The 22065-nt window shown below is 46.9% G+C and carries 20 protein-coding genes; 12 read left to right on the top strand and 8 right to left on the bottom strand.

Annotated elements, in window-relative coordinates; genetic code table 11:
- Positions 1-14: 14 nt before the first annotated feature.
- From tsaA to BN8908_RS18655, 8 genes are all read right to left on the bottom strand, one after another.
- A complete protein-coding gene (gene tsaA / locus BN8908_RS17285) occupies positions 15-875 on the bottom strand; it encodes a tRNA (N6-threonylcarbamoyladenosine(37)-N6)-methyltransferase TrmO (protein ID WP_235837457.1) in 861 nt (286 codons plus the stop codon).
- Positions 876-931: 56 nt separating this feature from the next.
- Positions 932-1687, bottom strand: coding sequence for an ABC transporter ATP-binding protein (locus BN8908_RS17290; RefSeq protein WP_082989305.1), 756 nt, complete (start codon positions 1685-1687; stop codon positions 932-934).
- Positions 1684-2739, bottom strand: coding sequence for a FecCD family ABC transporter permease (locus tag BN8908_RS17295; RefSeq protein WP_068691873.1), 1056 nt, complete (start codon positions 2737-2739; stop codon positions 1684-1686). Before BN8908_RS17295 ends, BN8908_RS17290 begins: the two co-directional genes overlap by 4 nt.
- Before the next feature lie 71 nt (positions 2740-2810).
- Positions 2811-3917 carry an ABC transporter substrate-binding protein gene (locus BN8908_RS17300; RefSeq protein WP_021986633.1) on the bottom strand — a complete coding sequence of 369 codons (1107 nt, stop codon included), beginning with the start codon at positions 3915-3917 and terminating at the stop codon, positions 2811-2813.
- Positions 3918-4013: 96 nt separating this feature from the next.
- Positions 4014-6077 carry a TonB-dependent receptor gene (locus tag BN8908_RS17305; protein ID WP_021986632.1) on the bottom strand — a complete coding sequence of 688 codons (2064 nt, stop codon included), beginning with the start codon at positions 6075-6077 and terminating at the stop codon, positions 4014-4016.
- 97 nt (positions 6078-6174) lie between these two features.
- The gene (locus BN8908_RS17310) at positions 6175-7629 is read right to left on the bottom strand and encodes a nucleoside hydrolase (RefSeq protein WP_021986631.1); all 1455 of its coding nucleotides are present in this window, start codon (positions 7627-7629) and stop codon (positions 6175-6177) included.
- A 10-nt stretch (positions 7630-7639) separates the two neighbouring features.
- A complete protein-coding gene (locus BN8908_RS17315) occupies positions 7640-9526 on the bottom strand; it encodes a TonB-dependent receptor (RefSeq protein WP_068691875.1) in 1887 nt (628 codons plus the stop codon).
- 165 nt (positions 9527-9691) lie between these two features.
- Positions 9692-10063, bottom strand: coding sequence for a hypothetical protein (locus BN8908_RS18655; RefSeq protein ID WP_147379514.1), 372 nt, complete (start codon positions 10061-10063; stop codon positions 9692-9694).
- A gap of 360 nt (positions 10064-10423) precedes the next feature.
- On the opposite strand from BN8908_RS18655, the gene BN8908_RS17330 reads away from it, so the two are divergent.
- The 12 genes from BN8908_RS17330 (at position 10424) to BN8908_RS17385 (ending at position 22019) form a co-directional block, all read left to right on the top strand.
- Positions 10424-10726: an urease subunit gamma gene (locus BN8908_RS17330; RefSeq protein WP_021986628.1), complete on the top strand. Its 303-nt coding sequence runs from the start codon at positions 10424-10426 to the stop codon at positions 10724-10726.
- 8 nt (positions 10727-10734) lie between these two features.
- Positions 10735-11244 (top strand): urease subunit beta, encoded by a 510-nt coding sequence (locus BN8908_RS19205; RefSeq protein ID WP_021986627.1) that lies wholly within the window; start codon positions 10735-10737, stop codon positions 11242-11244.
- Between the two features lie 2 nt (positions 11245-11246).
- Positions 11247-12965 (top strand): urease subunit alpha, encoded by a 1719-nt coding sequence (locus BN8908_RS17340; RefSeq protein WP_021986626.1) that lies wholly within the window; start codon positions 11247-11249, stop codon positions 12963-12965.
- 172 nt (positions 12966-13137) lie between these two features.
- The gene (locus tag BN8908_RS17345; RefSeq protein ID WP_021986625.1) at positions 13138-13806 is read left to right on the top strand and encodes an urease accessory protein UreE; all 669 of its coding nucleotides are present in this window, start codon (positions 13138-13140) and stop codon (positions 13804-13806) included.
- Between the two features lie 46 nt (positions 13807-13852).
- Positions 13853-14545 (top strand): urease accessory protein UreF, encoded by a 693-nt coding sequence (locus tag BN8908_RS17350; protein ID WP_068691882.1) that lies wholly within the window; start codon positions 13853-13855, stop codon positions 14543-14545.
- A gap of 109 nt (positions 14546-14654) precedes the next feature.
- The gene (gene ureG, locus BN8908_RS17355; protein ID WP_021986623.1) at positions 14655-15305 is read left to right on the top strand and encodes an urease accessory protein UreG; all 651 of its coding nucleotides are present in this window, start codon (positions 14655-14657) and stop codon (positions 15303-15305) included.
- Positions 15302-16219, top strand: a complete 918-nt coding sequence (locus tag BN8908_RS17360) for an urease accessory protein UreD (RefSeq protein WP_021986622.1) — start codon at positions 15302-15304, stop codon at positions 16217-16219. The genes ureG and BN8908_RS17360 overlap by 4 nt, the downstream gene beginning before the upstream one ends.
- Positions 16220-16266: 47 nt before the next feature.
- Positions 16267-17241 (top strand): urea transporter, encoded by a 975-nt coding sequence (gene yut / locus BN8908_RS17365; RefSeq protein ID WP_021986621.1) that lies wholly within the window; start codon positions 16267-16269, stop codon positions 17239-17241.
- 93 nt (positions 17242-17334) lie between these two features.
- Positions 17335-18717 carry an MFS transporter gene (locus BN8908_RS17370; RefSeq protein ID WP_068692435.1) on the top strand — a complete coding sequence of 461 codons (1383 nt, stop codon included), beginning with the start codon at positions 17335-17337 and terminating at the stop codon, positions 18715-18717.
- Positions 18718-18775: 58 nt separating this feature from the next.
- Complete coding sequence (gene crcB, locus BN8908_RS17375; RefSeq protein WP_021986619.1) at positions 18776-19153, top strand: fluoride efflux transporter CrcB; 378 nt, start codon at positions 18776-18778, stop codon at positions 19151-19153.
- 218 nt (positions 19154-19371) lie between these two features.
- Entirely contained in the window at positions 19372-19749 is a 378-nt protein-coding gene (gene crcB / locus BN8908_RS17380; protein WP_068691884.1) for a fluoride efflux transporter CrcB, read from the top strand.
- 185 nt (positions 19750-19934) lie between these two features.
- Positions 19935-22019 (top strand): LTA synthase family protein, encoded by a 2085-nt coding sequence (locus tag BN8908_RS17385; RefSeq protein WP_068691886.1) that lies wholly within the window; start codon positions 19935-19937, stop codon positions 22017-22019.
- The last annotated feature ends 46 nt before the right edge of the window (positions 22020-22065 follow it).

The raw sequence follows: 22065 nt of genomic DNA on the forward strand, positions 1-22065 counted from the left end.
GGCCGTTGCCGGTTTTAATCCAGTTCTTCGATGGTGAATAATTCGTCCGGGGATAGTTGTAGGGTGGCGAAGCCTTTTTCAATGGGGGATAGGTTGGCGGGGAGGTGCTCGCTCATGTATTCCCGGTTGTTCGGTTTGAAGCTGACTTTCCAGCCTTTGCCGGCTTTATTTTTGAGGTAAAAACACATATTTTCGGGTGGGCCTTGCAGGTAGCGACGGGTGCCCGGGGTGCAGCCGGTGACGAACAGAACACCGTCGACCGGGCAATTTTGCATTTCTGCGGTAAGGGTATAATCTCCGGGATCTTCCTGATTGTTGTACAGGCATTGCATAACCCGGGTTGCCCCCAGCACGCCCAGGGCCAGACCCGGACAGATGTGGCCGTGTAGTTGTGCTGCTTTTAGCAGAAGTTCTTTGGTGTTGTTTGCCAGAATGTTACGGACAATATCGATCCGGGGCGAATCGGCCTGGATGGTTTGGTGTATACTTTGCTGATCGAAGACGGAGGTGTCGCAATATTTTATATCTATGACCGGGGAACCGTCTAATGCGTCGGCGCCTTTAACGTACAGTTTATTGCCTTCCCGCTGAACCAGTTTGACCGTGGTGATGCCTATGTGGTTGGGACGTCTGGGGGAACGGGAGGCAAAGATGCCTTTGGTTTCACCGGTCCGTATTCTGGTGGTGAGCTCGGTCCGTTTTTCATGGTGGAAAGTGAAGACCAGGTCGATATATTCGGCCTGCTCGATGTCCTGTAAACCTTCCGCATATTCCGGGAGAATTTCTATTTCCGATACTTCTTGTTTGATGACTTCAGGAGTCTGGCTGGTGGTACATGCGTTGTGTACGAAACCGATGGGTTCTAATACGATCATAGTAAAACAGGGTAAAAGGTTAGTGATAAAATGTAATGGGTTCATAATGATTACGGTTATTGAGGGATGATACAGATACAGTTTTTGTGGTGTAATACATCTACCTGAATGTCGTATAGGTTTTCGATGTTTTCGGGGGTGTAGACGGATTGGAGTCCCGATGCAAATACGTTGCCTTGTTTCAGCATCAGGGCTTTGTTACAGAAGCGGGCGGCCATATTGATATCGTGTATGGTGATGATAATCGTCATGCCTTCCCCTGCCAGTTGTTGTAAGAGTTTCATCACTTTCATCTGGTGGTTGATGTCCAGGTTGGCGATGGGTTCGTCCAGCAATAATATGGACGGTTGTTGTGCCAGGGCGCGAGCGATGTAAACGCGTTGCTGCTGACCGCCGCTGAGGGTGTTGAGGTGGCGCATGGCAACAGCCTCCAGTTCAAGCCGGGTAAGCAAGCCGGCTACCAGTTCCATATCGGCCGTTGTCGGTTTGCTGTGGATGTAGGGTTTGCGTCCGAGTAATACGGTATCGAATACGCTGATGCCGCCGACAATTTCTTCAGATTGCGGGATGTAGGCGACGGTGCGCGATAATCTTTTCGGAGAATACTCTTTCAGCGGAATATGTCCGATGGAAATCAGGCCCTCATTGATTTTCAGTATGCGGTTGAGGCATTTCAGCAGGGTGCTTTTGCCGGAACCGTTTTGTCCGATAATGGCCAGCATATCTCCCGATTGGACTTCGAAGGAGATGTGTTTCAGGGCTTTGAAGCCGGTGTAGCTGAACGATATGTCGTCGACTTTAAGGTGCATCATACTTTTTTTCGGGTTAAAAGGAACAGGAATAAAGGTACTCCCAGGAATGAGGTCAATATGCCTACGGGAAGAATAACGGGGGAGATGACCGTCCGGGCTACCGTGTCGCAAAGGAGCAGGAACATACCGCCGAATACGGCCGATCCGGTGATCAGAAATTCTTCGTTGTCGCCGATAAATTTACGGACGATGTGTGGAACCACAAGTCCGACAAAAGCGATAACGCCGAAAAAAGAGACGGCAACGGCTGTAATCAGCGAGGTAACGACCAGACCGACGACGCGAATGCGTTGCGGACGGACGCCCATGCTTTGGGCATAATCGTCGCCGGAGCCCAGCACTTTATAGTCCCATCGCTTGTAATAGAAATAAATCAGGGCGGGTAGCAGGACGATGATCAGGAAAACCAGTTTGCTCCAATCGCTGCGTCCCAGGTCGCCGAAGTTCCAGAAGACGATGGAGGCCAGTTGAACGTTGTTGGCAACATATTGCATGACGGCAATACCGGCGCCGAAAAGCGAATTGATGATGACTCCCGAAAGGATGATCGTTTCGACGGAGGCTTGTCTGATTTTGATGATGAGCAGGATTATGGCCAATCCCAGCAGGCTTCCCAGAAAAGCGGAGATTGTGACAATGTAGGGATTGGTGATCATAAAGAGGTCGGATGAACGGGCGATGCCCGTTCCGGCCCCCAGAAAAACAATTCCGAAGGAGGCTCCGAAAGCGGCGGCATTGGATATTCCCAGAGTGTAAGGAGAGGCCAGGGGGTTGCGTAACAGAATCTGCATGATTGCTCCGGATATGGACAGGATGATGCCGGTGACAATTGTCGCCAGGATTCTGGGGAGGCGGATGTTGAGAATGATCTGCCGGTTCATTTCGATACCTTCGCCTCTTACCAAGGCCCATAAATCGGACCAGCCGATCTGGTGAGAGCCGGCGATCAGGGCGATCAGGGCGATGGCGGCCAGCAGCACCAGCAGGATAACGATAAAGCGTGCGTTGCGGATCCGGTATTTTTTGTATTGTATTAAAATTTCATTGTCCATAGGCTCTGGTAAATACAGGTTTTATTTTGATTTCCGATTGAAGAACCCACAGTTCTTTCCGATTCGGCGGATCAAAGATCTGTCATATCATTCAACGTGTTCTTTTCTGTACCGAATACGTTTCGGTAGTCGCCCCAATTCCGGACAAGGCTGTCTGCTACGGGGCTACCGACGAACATGGTCAGAATTTCGTTTGCTTTGTCTGTTACGTCAATATCGGTAAATTGTTCCGGAAAAAGCACTTTACCGGCATTCCAGGCATTGATGAGCATTACCTCGAAGTTGGTGTGGTTGTTGTTGTACGGCCACAGGGTATAGATTTGCCGGTCCCGGTAAGCCGTTAACAACCGGTTCAGGCTTTTACGTGTTTTAAAGTCTTCCTGCACGAGCGGCCAGCCGTCGGTATCGACGAAAATTACCTGCGGATTCCAGTCTGCCAGCTGTTCCCAGTCGATATACGTTCCTGTGATGGGAGATATGTAGGCTGAGTCGATTACGGAGGCTACATTATCGGTTTTTAAAAAATCGAATGCGGCATAGTAAGGATCGGTGGACGTAATGCCTTTTTGTCCTTTGTAGGAAATGCCTCCGACATAAATACGGGGGGATTTGCCGGAAGATTGTGCCCGTTGCCCCAGTTCGGCAATCTGACGATCGGTATAGCGGATCAGGCTGTCTACTTGCCGGGTGGTGCCCAACACTTCGCCTATGGAGCGCAAAGAGTTGTAAAATGTTTGCCGGTTGCGGCCGATGTCTCCGTACTCTATCGTAAATACAGGTATTCCGGTACGTTGCTGTAAGGCATCGGCATCTCCGGCCGTTGTGGTCGACATAAAGATTACATCCGGCCGGGCGGCCATAATCAGTTCCGGATCGCCTCCCATAGATGGGCCGATGATCGGTTTTTGTCTCAATTCCGGGTGGGCGAACAGGTGGGTGAAGCAGTTGTCCCGGGTTTCCTGCTCTTCAACTCCACAGATAAAAGGGGCTCCTCCGGCATAGGTGACCAGACGGATCGCCGAAGCCCGGATACAGACGATTCTTTGAATGGAATCGGGCAGGACAACTTCCCTTTGCAGTGCATCGGTAATGACCCGGCCGGTATTTGGGTGTTTATCGGGCCGTGTACCGCAGGAACCGCAAAGCAGTACGCAAAGAATGTAACAGTATATTTTCATTGTATCGGTTTGAATGAAAATCCGGAAATGTGAATATAAACCGGTTATCGGTGCTGGGAGGTTATTTTCAGATTTCCGGATTTCCGGTTATTGCATTTACCGGTTTATATTGACAGCCAGCTTGATATTCATCAGTCTGCCGGCAGACATATACTCTTTGGTGTTCATGTGCCGGTTGTTGAATATATTGATGATCTCCCCGCTGACGTACAGACGGTGGCGGAAAAGCCATTTGGATAGCTGGGCATCCCATATCGCAAATCCCTTAATGGCAGTGGAGTTGTCTTCGGAGGTATATTGTTTGGATTTATAGCGTCCGCGAAACATGGCATCGACAATACCGCCCGTCCAGAGAATATAGCCTTTGACCTGGTGTTTAGGGGCATATGTCAACAGTTTGTCGTTTAATTCGGGCTGCTCTTTGAAATCTTTGATTTTAGCGTCGTTGTATGAATAATTGAGGTTGATTTTCAGGTTGTTGACAGGAGTGTAGTTTAAGTCGGCTTCTATTCCCTTGACATCCACTTTGGAGATATTCCGGCGTTGGAAAATGTCCCGTTTGCCCCACATTTTTTCTCCGGTGGCGACATAATACAGGAAATCTTTTCCTTTGGCGTAATAAAATGAAGGGGAGAAGGACAGGGTGCCGGTGAGCCGGAAGGTTCCGCCGATTTCGTAATTATCGATCTGTTCGGGTCCGAGGTCGGGGTTGGCAATTTTAGGGCCGACCCACATCCATCCCGAACGGCAGAGATCGTCCAAAATGGAAGCCCGGAATCCCTGGGAATAAGAAATGTAAGCGGATATGGTTTCGGTTGGGTTATAGCGTAAGGCTATCCGGGGGGAGAAATGTTCCCAACGGTTGTTTTTCAATTTCCCGTTGTAGGTGTTAAAGTCGGAGACATTTTCGCCGATGGCCTCGAACCAGCCTTTGTGAAAATAAGCATTGTCGTAGCGTAAAGCCATTTGTAACCAGATTTTCTTGTTCAGAAGACTCAGTTCGTCTTGTGCAAATACGGAGATGATACGGATTGTACCCCGGTTGAGTACCTTATCGGGAGAGGTAACATAATGGTCACCGCCGTCGATGCTGCCGTTTTTGAATTCGCTGCCTATGACCAGGTCGTTGAATTTACCGGACAGTCTGAGGTGCATGATGGCACCCCAGTCGTCACGGTGGGATTTGACATCGAATCGCTGGTAATCCGAGTTTTTCATCCGTTCGTCGAGTTTGAAATAGTCCTGGCGTTGGAAGTAAAGAGCTGCGTTGTAGGAAAATTTACCTTTTTCACCGTAGAAGCGGCCTTGTACCCTGTGGTGGTTGAAGTGACGGTATTCCCCGTCCGGAGCTTGGATTTTTTCACCTTCTCCCCGTTTGTCTTTGTAAAGGTCATAGGCCAGATCGATGTTGAAGAGTGCGGTAGGACTGTATAAGATTTTGGCGTATAAGCCGCCTTCTTTTACAAAGCGGGCTACGCTGTAGTCCGGGTTGGTCCGCAGGCTGTCGGGGACATTGTTAAAACCGTCGCTTTTGTTGTAATAGCCGGAAAGGAAAACGGAAAACTTGTCATTGACCCGGCTTGAAATACCCAGATTGGTTTTCCAGGTGTTCAGGGAGCCGTAACTCCCGGAGGCATTGACAGAGAACGGGGAGAACGGTTTTTTGCTGATGATGTTGATGACTCCTCCCATAGCGTTATTGCCGTAGAGCGAGGAGCCGGGACCTTTGAATACTTCGATCCGCTGGATGTTGTCCATGTGGAGACTGTTCCAGTTGACGCCTCCTTCATCGGACGTATTGATCGGAATGCCGTCGAAAAGTACTAAGGTACGTCCTTGCTCGTCTCCGGCAAGTCCGCGGATACTGACATTGGTGTGCATATTACTGATACCGTCCGAACGGGTGGTATTGACACCGGAGATCATCGTCAGGATGTCGTCGACACTTTGTGCCGGCGTATTCCGGAGAAGTACAGGGCTGACGATACTGATACTTCCCGGACTTTGGGTCACCGGACGTTCTGTGCGGGAACCCGTTACGACGACTTCATGCAGGACCAGGGTTGTATCGACCGTTTCGGTGCGGGCGTATGTCCCAAGATAGAGTCCTGATAAAAGCAGGGCAGATAGAGTTGTTATAAGGCTGTATTTTAGTTGCATTTCACTCGGTTTTATGAATAATAAATAAATTCCGATAACGCTTGAATTTGCTATTCAGAAGCGGTAAAAGCGCAAGCGTGACTTTATTGAAGGTGTTTCAAAGGATATCGAAAATCTCGTGGCGGTCCCAGTCGAGCCAGTATTGTATGGCCAGAGCACGGACATATTGCCAATTGGCTTCTGTATCCGCTCCGTAGGTTTCGACCCCTTTTTTCAGGTCTTCCCGTACACGGCGTTCGTATTCGGGTTTCAGCCGGAGGGTGACTTTTTTATTCTTGAATGTAAAGGTGGCCTCCGGTCGTGTGTCGCCGGCTTTTACTTCGGCAACTGTAATCAGTCCGTGTCCGAGAGTGCCTCCGGTACTGACTTGCAGGCCGTCATTGAGGCAACTTACCGGGGGCCGGTTACCGGCATAAGTGGTGACGTGCATGTCGTCGACGCCGATATCGAAATATTCCCGGGCCCGAATTCCCATTTTCACGCCGACGGTGGCGAATATACCGAGATGTCCGTGTAATTCGTTGGTCAGAACGGCAGCCCGGAATTCACTTAATCCGTAACGTTGAACGGCCCGTCCGATAATCGGCATAATGTCGCGGATATAATAACCTTCATCGAGGGGGAAATGGTAGAATACTTTTCCTTCGGTGTTTTCTGGTCCCTGATAAACAGCCAGTATTTGCTGTTCGATGGGGCGTATTTTCCGGGGAACGTCTATGCTGTACCATTCGATTGCGGGAGAAAGGCTGTCTTTGTTGAAAAGTTGCGGTGAATTGAGTGCCAGTACGGTCAGTTCGTCCCAGATGCGGAGGTGTTCGTCCCGTATTAATTCCCGGAGCGGAGGAATGGCGTGTGTTTCGGCGACTTTCTGAGCATACCGGGAATTTTGGAGATAACCCAGCTCGGTGAGGAATTGCCTGTCTACCGGCGCCGATGCCTGATCGGCAGAGGAGACGAGCAGCATGTTGATCCCGCTGTCCATGACTTTCCGGGCAGCTTCCGGGTCCGTTTCATAATTTATTCCGCTTATGGGACTGGCGCCGCTGTTATACCAAACCAGGCGTTCGATTTTTTCTTTCAGACGGGGATCGGTTGTCAGGGCGTCACTGATATTCGTCAGTGCCCCTAGGCATATCAGGGTTACCGGTTTCTTTTCGTTCCCGATGGTTCTTATCAGCAATTCTTCGGCTGTCAGTTCGGGCATATCGGCGGGCACACTGTCTCCCCACGGAATTGCCCGGGCAATATGCCGCCATTCGGGAGCAGGGGCATGTACTTCCCTGCCTGGGGCGACCGGAATTCCCTGATGGTAAAAATCATTCAGGAGGGCTTTTACTTTCCGGTATCCCTGTTGCGGTGTAAGGGCACCTTCCGAGGTGGTGATCGCCAGTATTTCGATGTCATGGTCCCCCAGCAACATGCAGAGGGTACGTAAATCATCGGCAGCACAGTCGGTATCGACAATTGCGTACATACGGGGTTTCCCGGAATGGGCGAATGCGGTAAGCGTGAGTGATAAGATGATTCCCAATAAAAATAGCTTATGTCTCATGATTCGGATTTTAACGGTTAATGGATAAATGCAAACCTCCGAAGAAGATGGCTCCGGGCATAGGATAGCCGTCTAATATCTGGTATTTTTCCCGGGTGAGGTTTTCCCCTTTGGCAAAGATCGTCATTGCCGGGAACAGTTTGTAGGATACCTTGGCATTCAGCAGGCCATAGTCTTCCTGTCTGGCATTTTTCCCGGTGACCAGATATAAGCCGTTGATGTATTGATAGCCGATGTTAACCTGCCACTTGGGGGTATGGAAGTTGGCATTGACGTAAAGCTGGCGTTCAGGAGCATTCAATACCGGGATTTTCATATAAAGCCATGAATAGTTTCCGCTAAGGCTGAATTTACCGGAAAGGTCGGCTTGCATTGCTACTTCAATCCCTTTGTTTTTGAAGCTGCCTGTATTGACATTCATGGGTTTGTTGTTGATGATTTGGGTTTGAATCAGGTTCTTCCCGTCGGCAATAAAGCCGGAAACTTCCAGGTAAAGGCTGCGTTTGAAAAGATAATGTTCCAGTACTACTTCATAATTGGTCATCTCTTCCGGTTTCAGGTTGGGATTGGCAGGTGCCCACATAAACATTTCGCGGATGGTCGGGTTGCGGAATCCTTTGGAAAAACTGGATTTGATGACGAAATTTTCGGTAGGACGTATAGCTAATCCGATTTGCGGAATCCATTTGTTGCCGTAAGATTTATTGTGCTCTAGGCGGCCTCCGGCATTTAACGTCAGCCGATCCTTGAAAAGATTTTGTTGCATGATGGCATATCCGCCCAGATCGTAGGAGGAGGTATCGACCATGATTTTATCGGGGGCGTGATTCAGAAAGCGGTTCCAGGCTTTACCGCCATATGATTTATAATCGAAACCGAGTGTAACCATATTCCCTTGCCAGGGTCTTACGATTTGGTAGAAGAGTAGTCCATAGGCGTTGTCGCGTGAGCGGTAGCGGTAGTCCAGCGGTTTGCCGCCGGTGGTGTATCCGTCGTTGATATTGTGATCGCCCCAATTGTAGAAAAAAGCCAGGGCTCCGTTCAGGTGCCGGAATTCATTCTCAAGGGATGCCGAAGTCATTCCCCGGAGGACATCTACTGTGTTGTCGAACATGGGTTTCGTGATCATGCCCGGATTTTCCGCTACATAGCCGGCGACGCTGATATCGGCGCGAAACCGGAAGTGTTCGGAGAGGCGTAATCCTGCGTTGGCAAATCCATTGGTAATATGGAATTTCGAGTTTTCCCGATCGCCGTCTGTCCGGTCGTGGTTGACGGAGGCATAGGCATCTACACGACCTTTACGGCCTCCGATATTGGCCATGTATTTCTGGGTGTTGTAACTTCCTCCCATGGCCCGGGCATTCAGTGAAAAACCTTCCCGGTTTTGTTTGCGCGTGATGATATTGATAACGCCTCCCATCGCATTGGTACCGTAAAGAATAGAGGCGGGACCTCTAACAACCTCCACACGCTCGACATCGGAGGCGACATAGGCGTCGGGGAGGGGATGTCCCATTAATCCCATAAATTGAGGATGGCCGTCGATGAGTACCAGCATTTGGGTGTTGGGAGATCCGCCTATGCCGCGGATCGAGATACCTCCGGCTGCTCCGCTGGCTACACCGAATCCGGTGATACCCCGTTCGGAAACGAACAGACCGGGCACCCGTTCGGAAAGTACCGGTAAAAGGGCCGATTCGCTGCTGTTTTCAATTTCATTACGTCCGACGACGGTGATGTTCATCGGGACGTTGTTCCGGTTCACCAGAGTACGGTTTCCGGTAACGACTGCTTCCTGTAATACCAGGGCTGTGTCTGCTTTCTGCTCCTGTCCGTAGCTGGCATTATGGCAAACCCATAACGTCAGCCATATAATAATGGCTGTATATTTCATTGCATATTTGGATTGTGTCGGGAGGCGAACGTTTTAATTGCAGATTTTAGATGAAAAGAATCTGACGACAAATCAGGTTGCCAGATAATTTAAAATTTACAATCTGAAATTTACAATGTATATCGACATTACATTTCGGGCTTCCGGCAATGTTATTTATTTACTTCAAAAGGAACGGTCGAATCGGCTCCAGGGAATTATCTGTACCGGCCTCGGGAGATTTCCCGGGGAGGTAAAAGGGGATTTACCGGTAGGTTTGGGCCGGTACGAAAATAGAAACGGAGTCTTTGTCGGATCGCTTTGATAAAGGAATGCGTTGTTCCGGGGGATGGCGAGAGTAGGATAGCAAGGAAAAAATATACAGCGCTTGTCGTGCAGGGTGATCTGCGATGCGAGAGGCGAGATGGCTTTCCTGCTGATAGTTTCTATCACGCCTCCCCTGGCAATGTTGCCAGACAGGAAAGTCCCGTGTTCCGATAGGTAGATACCCGGTGTTTTCAACAGATACCGGATATGCTGTTGTGTTTTTTTGTCCATTTGCTTTTCGTTTCGTTTATTTTGCTTGTAACGGATTGCCTATCCGTTTGTTTCAAATTACAGGGGATTTCGGATGAAACGGTCATAAATCCGGAGAATGATTCCGGATATTTAATTGAATGTATTTTCTCAATGTTTTACTATTTGCAAGCGGTTTTCTATCGGTAGGTATTTTATGAATCGGAGTAGCGGATGTTTTCCCTGATAATTCTTAGGTTAACGTAGTATAAATAAGTTAATAATCCGGCCGGATTTGTAACAACTTTCGTTTTTCAGCGTAGTTCTCGTGTTAAAGTCGGAGGGAAATAAATTCCTTTCGTTGCTGGAAAAATTATTTTTTAACTATTAAAACCGAAAACTATGCATTTAACACCAAAGGAGATTGACAAGCTAATGCTGTTATCGTTAGGAGCAATCGCTGCACGGCGCAAAGAAAAAGGGTTGAAGCTGAATTATCCCGAAGCTGTCGCTTACATCAGTTCTGCGGCCTTAGAAGGTGCCCGTGAAGGAAAAACATTGGAACAGGTTATGACCGATTCCACGAAAGTATTGACAAAAGACGATGTGATGGAGGGAGTGGCTGACATGATCTCTCTGATTCAGGTCGAAGCAGTTTTTACCGACGGCAGCCGTTTGGTAAGTATTCATCAACCTATTAAATAACAAAGATTATGGCAGATATGAGTAAAGCGGGTGCTCCGAAACAGGCACCGATTACACCGGGTTTTACTCCGAAGCAGCATGTAGGCGTCGGAGGAGAAATATTGAGTGCAGACCCTATCACGTATAATGAAGGGCGGTATACTGCGAAACTGGTCGTTCATAATACCGGTGATCGTCCGATCCAGGTAGGCTCGCATTTCCATTTTTTTGAAGTAAACCGTTATCTGGAGTTCGACCGGGGGAAAGCATTCGGATGTCATTTGAACATACCGGCAACGACGGCTGTCCGGTTTGAGCCGGGCGAAGAGAAAGAGGTAGAAGTTGTTGCTTATTCCGGAAAGCAGTATGTGATGGGATTCAACGGTTTGGTACAGGGCTTTACAGGTGATGAAGATGCACCGACCTATTTCCCGAAACGGATACTGGCGATCGAGAATGCAAAAAATTTGGGTTTTAAAATCATAGATGAAGCAGCCGCTGAAGCTGATCTTCAGAAAAAGAATCAAAAAAAGAAATAATTATGGCAACAATATCAAGACAACAATATAACGACCTTTACGGCCCTACTGTAGGTGATAAAATCCGTTTGGGAGATACCGATCTGTATGTAGAGATTACAAAAGACCTGTGTGTATACGGGGATGAGATAGTTTACGGAGGCGGTAAGACGCTGCGTGACGGGATGGGATTGGCAAATACGACGACAGCCGAAGGAGGTACACTCGATCTGGTGATTACCAATGTGACGATTATCGACCCGATACTGGGAGTTATTAAAGCCGATGTCGGAATTAAAGACGGGAAAATTGCCGGTGTCGGAAAAGCCGGTAATCCGAATACCATGAAAGGTGTGACTCCTGAATTGGTGACGGGTGCCGCTACCGATGCCATTTCGGGCGAACACCTGATTTTGACGGCGGCGGCTATCGACGGGCATGTGCATATGATTGCACCCCAACAGGCCTACCATTGTTTGAGTAACGGGGTGACGACCCTGGTGGGCGGTGGCGTCGGTCCGACTGACGGTACGAACGGTACGACGATTACTTCCGGTACCTGGAATATGAAACGGATGTTGCAGGCGATTGACGGATTACCTGTAAATTACGGTTTTTTGGGGAAAGGAAACTGCTCTGTCCGTAAGCCTTTGGTGGAACAGATGATGGCCGGTGCCTGTGGTTTCAAGATCCATGAGGACTGGGGAAGTACCCCTGCCGCTATCCGGGCAACCATGGGCGTAGCCGATGAATTCGACGTACAGGTGGCCATTCATACGGATACCCTGAATGAAGGCGGTTATGTGGAAGATACGATTGCCGCCATCGACGGACGTACCATTCATACTTATCATACGGAGGGTGCCGGTGGCGGACATGCCCCCGACTTGTTGAAGGTGGCTTCATTGGCCAATGTGCTGCCTTCCTCTACCAACCCGACTTTGCCGTTCGGTATCAATTCGCAGGCCGAGTTGTTCGACATGATTATGGTATGTCACAATCTGAATCCGAAAATCCCTTCTGACGTAGCTTTTGCCGAGAGCCGTGTTCGTCCGGAAACTCAGGCTGCAGAGAACATATTACACGATTTGGGCGTGATCTCTATGGTTTCTTCTGACTCTCAGGCGATGGGGCGTGTGGGTGAAAACTTTATGCGTGCCTTCCAGATGGCCAGCTATATGAAACAGGTGAGAGGTAAATTGGCGGAAGATTCTGCTGAAAATGATAATTTCCGTGTATTGCGTTATCTGGCCAAATTGACGATCAATCCTGCCATTACTTACGGATTTTCTGAAGTATTGGGTTCTATCGAGAAAGGTAAGATGGCCGATCTCGTTTTATGGGAACCGGCTTTCTTCGGAACCAAACCGAAATTAGTGATTAAAGGGGGAATGATCAACTGGGCTAATATGGGAGACCCGAATGCCTCTTTACCGACGCCGCAGCCGGTTTATTATCGCCCGATGTACGGTAGTTTCGGATCAGCCATGCCGAAGAGCTGTATTTCTTTCGTGTCCCGTGTCGCTCATGATGCAGGTATCAAAGAAAAATACGGTTTACAACGCATCGTTTATCCGGTACACGGTTGTCGTCAGATCGGCAAACCGCATATGGTGTATAATGGAAATATGCCGAAGATCGACGTTAATCCCGAGACTTTTGAAGTGTTCATTGACGGACAGCAAGCTTACGTCAAACCGGCACAGAAATTCTCTCTGGGGCAACTTTACTGGTTTAGTTAATTTATTTATCCATTGATGAAGTTGCGCCCGGTTCAAACGGAAATCTTCTGAACAGGTCTATAAGGTCCTTCAAGTCAGGCAATGCTCTTTCGGGAGTATCGGAACCCGGCTTTGGGACTTTATAGACTGACTTTTCCGGTTTTTGGGCCCCTTCTTCTTTAAGATACCTTTTATGAAAATATTTTCTGAGGTCATTGGAAATATGACAACCGACTCTACCTGGGTAGAGAAATTAAAAAACGCTAAAATCGAGTATCTGAATCTGGATCAGTGGACTGCTCAAAAGAGCCGCTTTATTGCCAAAGGTACGGATGGAACGGACTATGCCGTGGCGTTGAAACGTCACAGTCAGATAGAAAACGGTGATATCCTCGAATATGACGCCGCACAAAACAAAGCGGTTGTGATCCGTATCGAATTGAAACCGGTGATGGTCGTTGATTTGCAACAAATTGTACGAAAAAATCCGGAAGAGATCATACGTTTCTGCGTCGAATTGGGACATGCCATCGGGAATCAGCATTGGCCGGCAATAGTGAAGGGGACGACTTTATATATACCGTTGACGGTAGATAAAAAAGTAATGACCAGTGTGATGGATACTCACCATTTTGAAGATATTACCTATGAATTTCAATCCGGCCTGGAAGTGATTCCTTTTCTGGCACCGCACGAAATCCGGAAGCTTTTCGGCGGGAGTTCACAAGATATTACCCATCACCACGAGCACGTCCATGACCACGGGATTACCCATGATCATGAGCATAGCCATGACCACGGGCACGATCACGGGCATGTACATCCGGAACAAGATGCTTCCCGGTATATGCACAAAAATTAAATCATACACTCAAACTACTGAAATCTTACCTTGAAAATATTACGTTATGACAGATGAGATCACCCGATTGATGCGTCTTCTGGAATTTTCGGATTCTGCTTTCCCGGTCGGTACATTTTCGTTTTCAAACGGATTGGAGACTGCGGCATTTGAAGGAATTGTATATGACGCACCGAGTCTGGAAGAATATACCCGTACGGCTCTCCGGCAGACAATTTACAGCGATGCCATTGCTGCTCTGATTGCTTACCGGGCGGCGGCCAGCGGCAATTACGAGATGATACGGGAAGCCGACCGCCAGATTATTTTATGCAAGATGAATGCGGAGGCGCGCCTGATGCTTACCCGTATGGGGAAAAAAATGGCGGAAATCTGTACGCAGATTGCCGGTAACCGGTTGATGAGCGATTGGTTGGAAGATATCCGCGAGGAAAAGACGCCGGGCACTTATCCGGTGGCTCAGGCCATTTATTTCCAGCAAAACGGTTTAACCGAAGCGGATTTGTTTGTGGCCATCGAATACGGAGCCATCAATATGATACTTAATGCAGCTTTGCGTTGTGTAAAAGTATCTCATTATGAAACACAAAGCATTCTTTACCGGCTTTGTACGGAGGCTGCCGCCGATTTCAGGATCGTGAAGGAACTGAATTTCGAAGATATGCAGGCTTTTGCTCCTGAAATGGATATCGTCGCTTCGTTACATGAGAAAGGAAAGATGAGAATGTTTATGAACTGAGTCTGTTGACTTGTTTAATGGCTTTATTCTGTCTTGAACAGAGGTGATTAAAGTTTTTAAATGTGTCATTATAATTTTTAGCTTACTTAAAATCTTAAAAACTGAATTTATGAGCAATACATGCAGAATTGGTGTCGGTGGCCCGGTAGGATCCGGTAAAACAGCCCTGATAGAAGCCATTACCCCTTATTTTTTGAAATTAGGATTGCAGGTTTTAATTATTACCAACGATATAGTTACCACAGAGGACGCTAAACACGTCCGGAAAATGCTGAAAGGATATCTGGCCGAAGAGCGGATTATCGGCGTTGAGACAGGGGCTTGTCCGCATACGGCTGTCCGGGAAGATCCCTCGATGAATATTGCTGCCGTAGAAGAAATGGAAGCTAAGTTTCCGGATAGCGACGTCGTATTGATCGAGTCGGGCGGGGATAACCTGACATTGACATTTAGTCCGGCATTGGTAGACTTTTTTATTTATGTCATCGATGTTGCTGCCGGCGATAAGATTCCGCGTAAGGACGGCCCCGGTATTTCTTATTCGGATATTCTGGTGATCAATAAAACGGACCTTGCTCCTTATGTACACGCTGACCTGGAAGTGATGCGCAGGGATTCGGAGCTGATGCGGCCGGGCAAACCGTTTGTTTTTACCAATTGTATGACCGGTGAGGGGATTAAGGAACTGGTTGCTCTGATCCGGGATATGGCACTTTTCGACCGTGTTTCGAAAAAAGAAGTGGAGGAAATGAAGGTATGAACGATTATGCAAAATGTCGGGAAGTAAGTTCTTATCTGACCCCTACCAAAGCCATGCGGATGGGGGCGCCGGGAAAATTCGGCTTGCTGGATCTGGTGTTTGAATTGGATAAGGACAAGAAGTCCATCATGAGGCATTGGGACAGACGCGCTCCTCTCATCGTACAGCAGGAGTTGTATTTTGATGAGGGAATGCCCGAAATGCCCTGTGTATACATCTTGTCGGCAGGAGGGCCGAATGTGGACGGAGACCGGTACGAAAACCGGTTTACCGTCCGCAAGGATGCTTATGCTTATATTTCTACGGGGGCAGCCACGAAGATTGCCGAGATGATTTATAATTTTTCGGCTTTGAAGCAGACGTTTGTTTTGGAAGAAAATGCCTATTTGGAATATATGCCGGAGCAAACGATCCCCTGCCGCCACAGTCGTTATGTTACGGATACGGATATAGAAATCCATCCGTCTGCGACATTATTTTATTCGGAGATTTATACCGGTGGGCGGAAGTATTACGGTGAAGGGGAATTGTTCGAATATGATTTGCTTTCGGTTTGTACGCGGGCTCACCGGCCCGACGGTACTCCCCTGTTCCGCGAGAAATTGGTGACCGAGCCGCAAAAACATCCGGTTCGGGGCATCGGGACAATGCATCATTACGATGTATTTGCGAATGTTATTGTATTGACTCCGGAAAAAGAGGCTGCGGAAATTTATGAGAAGACAAAAGTTTTTATTGATAATCAGCAAAGATTAGCTGTCGGCATCAGTTATTTGCCGAATCGTTGCGGATTGATATTTAAGGTATTGGGGATGGAAACGCCTCCGGTAAAAAACGCTATCCGGCAGTTTTGTTCGGTGGTAAGGATGCAGGTTAAGGGGAAACCTTTGCCTGAAGAGTTTGCCTGGAGGTAACCGAACCAGGGTGAAAAACGAGAAGTGAAAGTAAAATGTTGTAAACTATGGAAACGCAAACAGTGACTTTGCCAAAAGTGTTTTCTTTTGGATTTTGGAAAATCCTGTGCAGAGGGACAGGACAGGTAATGTTTCAGGATAATGCCTGGACGGGATTGTTCTTTTTGGCCGGGATTTTTTACGGCTCTTATGCAACCGGTAATCCGGCTGTGGCCTGGGGAGCTTTGGTAGGTGTATTTATGTCCACCATTACCGGCTATCTTTTGAAGTATCCGGCGGAGAAAGGAACCGCGGGCTTGTGGGGATTCAACGGCGTATTGGTAGGATGTGCTTTGCCGACTTTTCTGGGGAATGTACCCTTGATGTGGTTGGCAATTGTTGTTTTTTCCTCTATGACCACCTGGGTGATGGTAGGATTGAATCATTTGCTGGCTCCCTATAAAGTAAGTTCGTTTACCTTTCCTTTTGTGCTTACCACCTGGTTTATATTGATGGCTGCCCGTATTATGCACGGTTTGCCGGATTCCGGTCTGGGGGCACCGGAACTTCCCGGGAATTTTTCTTCTGCATTCGATACCGGATTCGGAAGTCTGGTTATTTATTGGCTGAGGGGAATCAGTCAGGTTTTTCTGGTGAATTCCTGGGTAACCGGTCTGCTTTTCCTGATCGGTTTGGCTATCAGTAATTATTGGGCCGCTATCTGGGCCGCCATTGCTTCTGCTTTGGCTTTGGCCGTTGCCATCTTGTATCAGTGTAACGGAGGAGATATTGCCAATGGATTGTTTGGCTTCAGTCCTGTCCTGACCGGTATAGCTCTCGGAATTACCTTCTATCAGGTCAACTGGCGGACAGCTATATGGAGTTTATTGGGAATTTTTGCTACCGTATTTATTCAGGCGGGGATGGATACTTTCTTTTCTCCCTTGGGAATTCCGACGTTAACCGGTCCGTTCTGCGTGGCTACCTGGTTGTTCTTATTGCCACACCTGAATCTGGATAAAAAGATATTGCAGCAAGGATAAAGTAGTTTACGGTTTATGATTTACAATCGGCTTATACTTTGCAAAACGGTCAATCGTAAATCATAAATCGTAAATCCTAAATCAAAAATGAATATGGTTGAAAGTCAAACGCCGAAATACAATATGGATACTATGCCCTTACGCCGAAGGCATATCCTTATTTTAATCATCGCTTCTGCCGGACAGTTTTTCGGGGGAGCTTTGGCCATACTGGTAGGTGTTATCGCCCCGTTGATTGCCATAACACATCATCCGGAATTGTCTTCCTGGTTGCAGGGGTTTATTTTTGCGTCGGGGTTGATCGGGATCATGCTAGGGTCTTTATTTTTCGGCCGTCTTAGTGATAAATACGGGTATTTATTTTTTTTCCGGCTCTGTCCGGTTATGATTGCCGGTGCTTCTCTATGGATTTATTTCAGCCATTCGATTTCCGTTCTGACGATTTGTTTGTTCACGATCGGCTTTGCCATCGGTGGTGCTTATGCACTCGATCCTTCGTATGTTTCGGAAATTATGCCTAAAAAATGGCGCCGTACGATGCTGGGAGTCTCTAAAGCTACTTCGGGATTGGGAAATATCCTGATGATTCTGGTGGCCTGGTATGTTTTGAAAATTTCCGCAAACCCGGATATCTGGAACCGTTTATTTCTGTTTTTGACGTTGTTTGCCGCAATAACCTTTATGGCCCGTTTTTGGTTTGTGGAAAGTCCCGAATGGCTGGCTCTTCACGGTAAGGTACAGGAAGCCGAGAAAAATATCAAGCATTTTCTGGGACAGGATGTTTATATCGGGGAGCTGGCCGGTAAGAAAGATCAGGCGGCACAACCGAAAGCTTCCCACCGGGATATCTTTGCCCGGGGTAATATCAAGCGGGTAGTACTCAGTGGAATTCCTTGGGGATGCGAAGGTATGGGGGTGTATGGAATCGGAATTTTTACACCTATTCTGCTGCTAACCCTGGGCTTGATTCCCGAGGGAGAGAATGCCCTTCCCCGGGTGGTGGAATCGCTTCGTTTTACGTTTTACATTAACATTTTTGTTCTGCTGGGGTTTGTTGCCGGCCTGACGATTGTAAGACGGTTAAATCTGATACGTACCCAAGCCTGGGGTTTTTTTATCTGTGCAGCCGGTTTGCTGATTACGCTTTTGGGATATGTTTATCAGGCTCCGGTAAGCGTGACGTTAGGAGGCTTTTTGTTGTTTGAACTGGCGTTAAATGCCGGTCCTCATCTTTCTACGTTCGAATTACCCAGCCGGATTTATACGCTTCAGGAACGAGCCAGCGGCGAGGGGATTGCTTCGGCTTTGGGGAAGCTGGGGGCTATCATCGCTACTTTTATTATTCCGCCTTTATTGAGTTTGGGAGGTGGGCAACTGGTGCTGATGGTTGCCATCGGCGTGCTCATTCTGGGAGGAGTAGTTACAATGATCGCCGGACCTCTGGTTTTTAAAACTCTGCCTGGGGGAACTCCGTAAAACCCGGATGATTCTTAGCATTCAGAAACAATATTACTAATCTATAAATTTCAGAACTATGTTTAAAGCTATGCTTATTGCCGGAGCAGGTGGTTTTATCGGTACCTGCCTGCGTTATTTAGTGGGGAAGTTGGCCCATTACATCTTTTCTTCTCCCTTTCCCTGGGGCACTTTTGCCGTGAATATCATCGGTAGCTTTGTTATCGGTATTTTCTTCGGAATGGCCGAGAAAGCTCATTTGATATCGACCAATATGAATATATTTCTGATTACCGGATTTTGCGGCGGTTTTACCACTTTTTCTTCTTTTGCCGACGATATGTTTTTGTTGTTGCAAAATAAGCATTGGGGATATTTTTCAACCTATCTGGTATTGAGTATCGTATTGGGTATTTTATTGGTATGGTTGGGGCGCAGCCTGGTGAAACCTGCCTGACCATAGATCATATAGATTTTAGATTTTAAATTTTAGATTGTAGATTTCAGATTGTAGATTTCAGATTAAAAAAATTGATAACGGAACGGGTGTCCGGATAATCTGAAATTTACGATCTGAAATTCGGTGTTTGCTTATAACTTTCTTTGAAAATCCTGTCTTTCTTATTCTTTTCGTGTAATTTTGCCTTGATTTATGCAATACTGATTTAAGAAAAGATGTTTAAGACAATGTTAATCGTAGGGACCGGTGGCTTTATCGGTTCGTGCTGCCGATATCTGATAGGGAAGTTGGTGCATCATATTTTTTCACTTCCTTTTCCCTGGGGCACTTTTATTGTAAATATAATCGGTAGTTTTCTGATCGGTGTTTTTTTCGGTATGGCAGAAAAGATGCATTTGTTTTCCGCTCAGATGAGTATTTTTCTGATCACCGGTTTTTGCGGCGGTTTTACGACGTTTTCTTCTTTTTCGAATGAGATGTTTTTGTTGATACAAAACAAGCAATGGGGGTATTTTACGGCTTATTTTGTGTTGAGTATTGCATTGGGAATTCTGTCGGTGTGGCTGGGGCGCAGTGTTGTAAAACCGGCCTGATATTTATATTTGATTATATTTCTGACAGTTATCGTTTATGCAGAGTAGAAAATTACTATTTTTGTAGCCATTGTAAAATTTATAGGTCTCTTGACTTATTTATTATGGGGGATTTCTTCTTATAAAAGATAATGAGGATATTGAAAGGTTGTGTTAATTTTTAGCGTATTTAATGGATTTGTGAAATGAGAAAAAACAGTGTAAAAGATTTATTTATTGCGACATGTGGTAAATTAATCGGGTTATCTGTACTTGTCGGTTTTGTATTGCGGATTGTATTGTTGTTTAATGATCAGACGGAAGTCGCTTTTCCTTTGGTGGGATGGCTGGAAATCTTCTTTCTGGGGATTGCCAACGATTTGTGTGTCGGAATTATCGCTTGTTTCTTTATCTGGCTGAATCTGATTTTCTGGTCGGAAGGGAAATACGGAAAACCGTGGGGATATTTGATCTGGGGAGCTTTGGTCCTGGGGTTTTGTTATGTGAAATTTTTCAATACCATATTCAATGAATATGGTGGTGGGGCGTCTAAAATCGCTGCCGGATTTTTAGGGTTTAAGGTCATTAGCTTCGGATTACGGCTGTTCATGCCTGTACTCCGGAAACCGTGGAGAAAGATCGAATATTATTTACTTGTTTTTATTTACGTAACGGCGATTTTGCTGAACGCTGTGAGCGAGTATTATTTCTGGAACGAATTCGGAGTGCGTTATAATTTTATAGCGGTAGATTACCTGATATATACGACCGAAGTGATCGGTAATATTTTTGAGTCATATCCGATGTTACCGTTGATGACGGCCTTGTTTGTGGTATCTGCACTTGTCACATGGGTACTGACACGGAAAACCGGGAAGGTATTCGGTGCGTTACCCTGTTTTTTTACCAAATTGAAAGTGACCGTTGTATATGGCGTAAGCGTATTGTTCGGAATCGGACTATTGAATTTTAATACCGTTTTTCAGACATCGGATAATGTTTATGTGAATGAGTTACAGTCGAATGGGATTTTCCGGTTTTACGCGGCTTTTATGAATAACGAACTGGATTACCATAAATTTTACCAGACATTACCTGCGGATGAGGCTGTGGCGATGATGAATAGGTTTTACCGTAGTGACGGGCGCTGTAATACTTACCGGATAAAGGATTCGTTACCGGAAATACATAAAAATGTGGTGTTGATTACGGTAGAAAGTTTGAGTGCTTCTTATTTATCCCGTTATGGTAATACAGACGGTATTACTCCCTATATAGACAAGTTGATGGAAGAAAGTCTGGTGTTCAATAAAGTGTACGCAGCCGGCAACCGGACCGTGAGGGGATTGGAAGCTGTGACCTTATGTATTCCGCCCAGTCCCGGGCAAAGCATCATAAAGCGTCCGGATAATGCAAATCTGTTTTCAACGGGGTTGGTGTTGAAGGAAAGGGGATATTCTGTACAATATTTTTACGGAGGAAACAGTTATTTCGACAATATGGAAACCTTCTTTTCGGGGAATGACTATGAGATTGTGGATAAAAAAAGTTTTACACCGGAGGAAATTACTTTTTCCAATATCTGGGGTGTTTGTGATGAGGATATGTACCGGAAGGCATTGTCGGTGTTGGGGCAGGATGCTGCTTTGGGAAAACCTTTTTTTGCACATATCATGACGGTCAGCAATCACCGGCCTTTTACCTATCCCGGCGGGAAAATCGATATTCCTGAAAATTCCAAATCCCGGAAAGGCGGTGTGAAATATACCGATTATGCTTTGGGCCGGTTTATTGAAGAAGCTAAAAAACAACCTTGGTTCGAGAATACGGTTTTTGTTATTACGGCGGACCATTGTGCTTCCAGTGCCGGAAAGACAGAGATTCCCCTGGAGAAGTACCATATTCCGGCTATGATTTATGCCCCGGGATTTATACAACCCGGAGAAATCAATACGTTGGTATCGCAAATCGATCTTATGCCGACCTTATTCGGTCTGTTGCATTTCTCTTACGAGTCCCGTTTTTACGGACAGAATATATTAGATCCGGATTATGTTTCGCGGGCATTGGTAGCTACTTATCAAAGCCTGGGATATTGGGAAGACGGTATTCTGACCATATTATCGCCGGTGAAACGGGCCGAGCAGTTCCGGGTAATCGAGGGAGCGGGAGAGGATATTGAACTGGAGCCTTTGGAACAGAAAGATACGGAGAAATTAAACCGGGCTATTATGAATTACCAGACGATAGGAGGATGGATGAAAGTGAAGACTTATCGTGCCCGGTTATAATTTTTAGTTCACCGGTATTTTTACCATTGAGGCCTCCGGTTTCCGG

Origin of the sequence: Culturomica massiliensis, assembly GCF_900091655.1 — a bacterium.
GTDB classification, from domain to species: Bacteria; Bacteroidota; Bacteroidia; order Bacteroidales; family Marinifilaceae; genus Culturomica; species Culturomica massiliensis.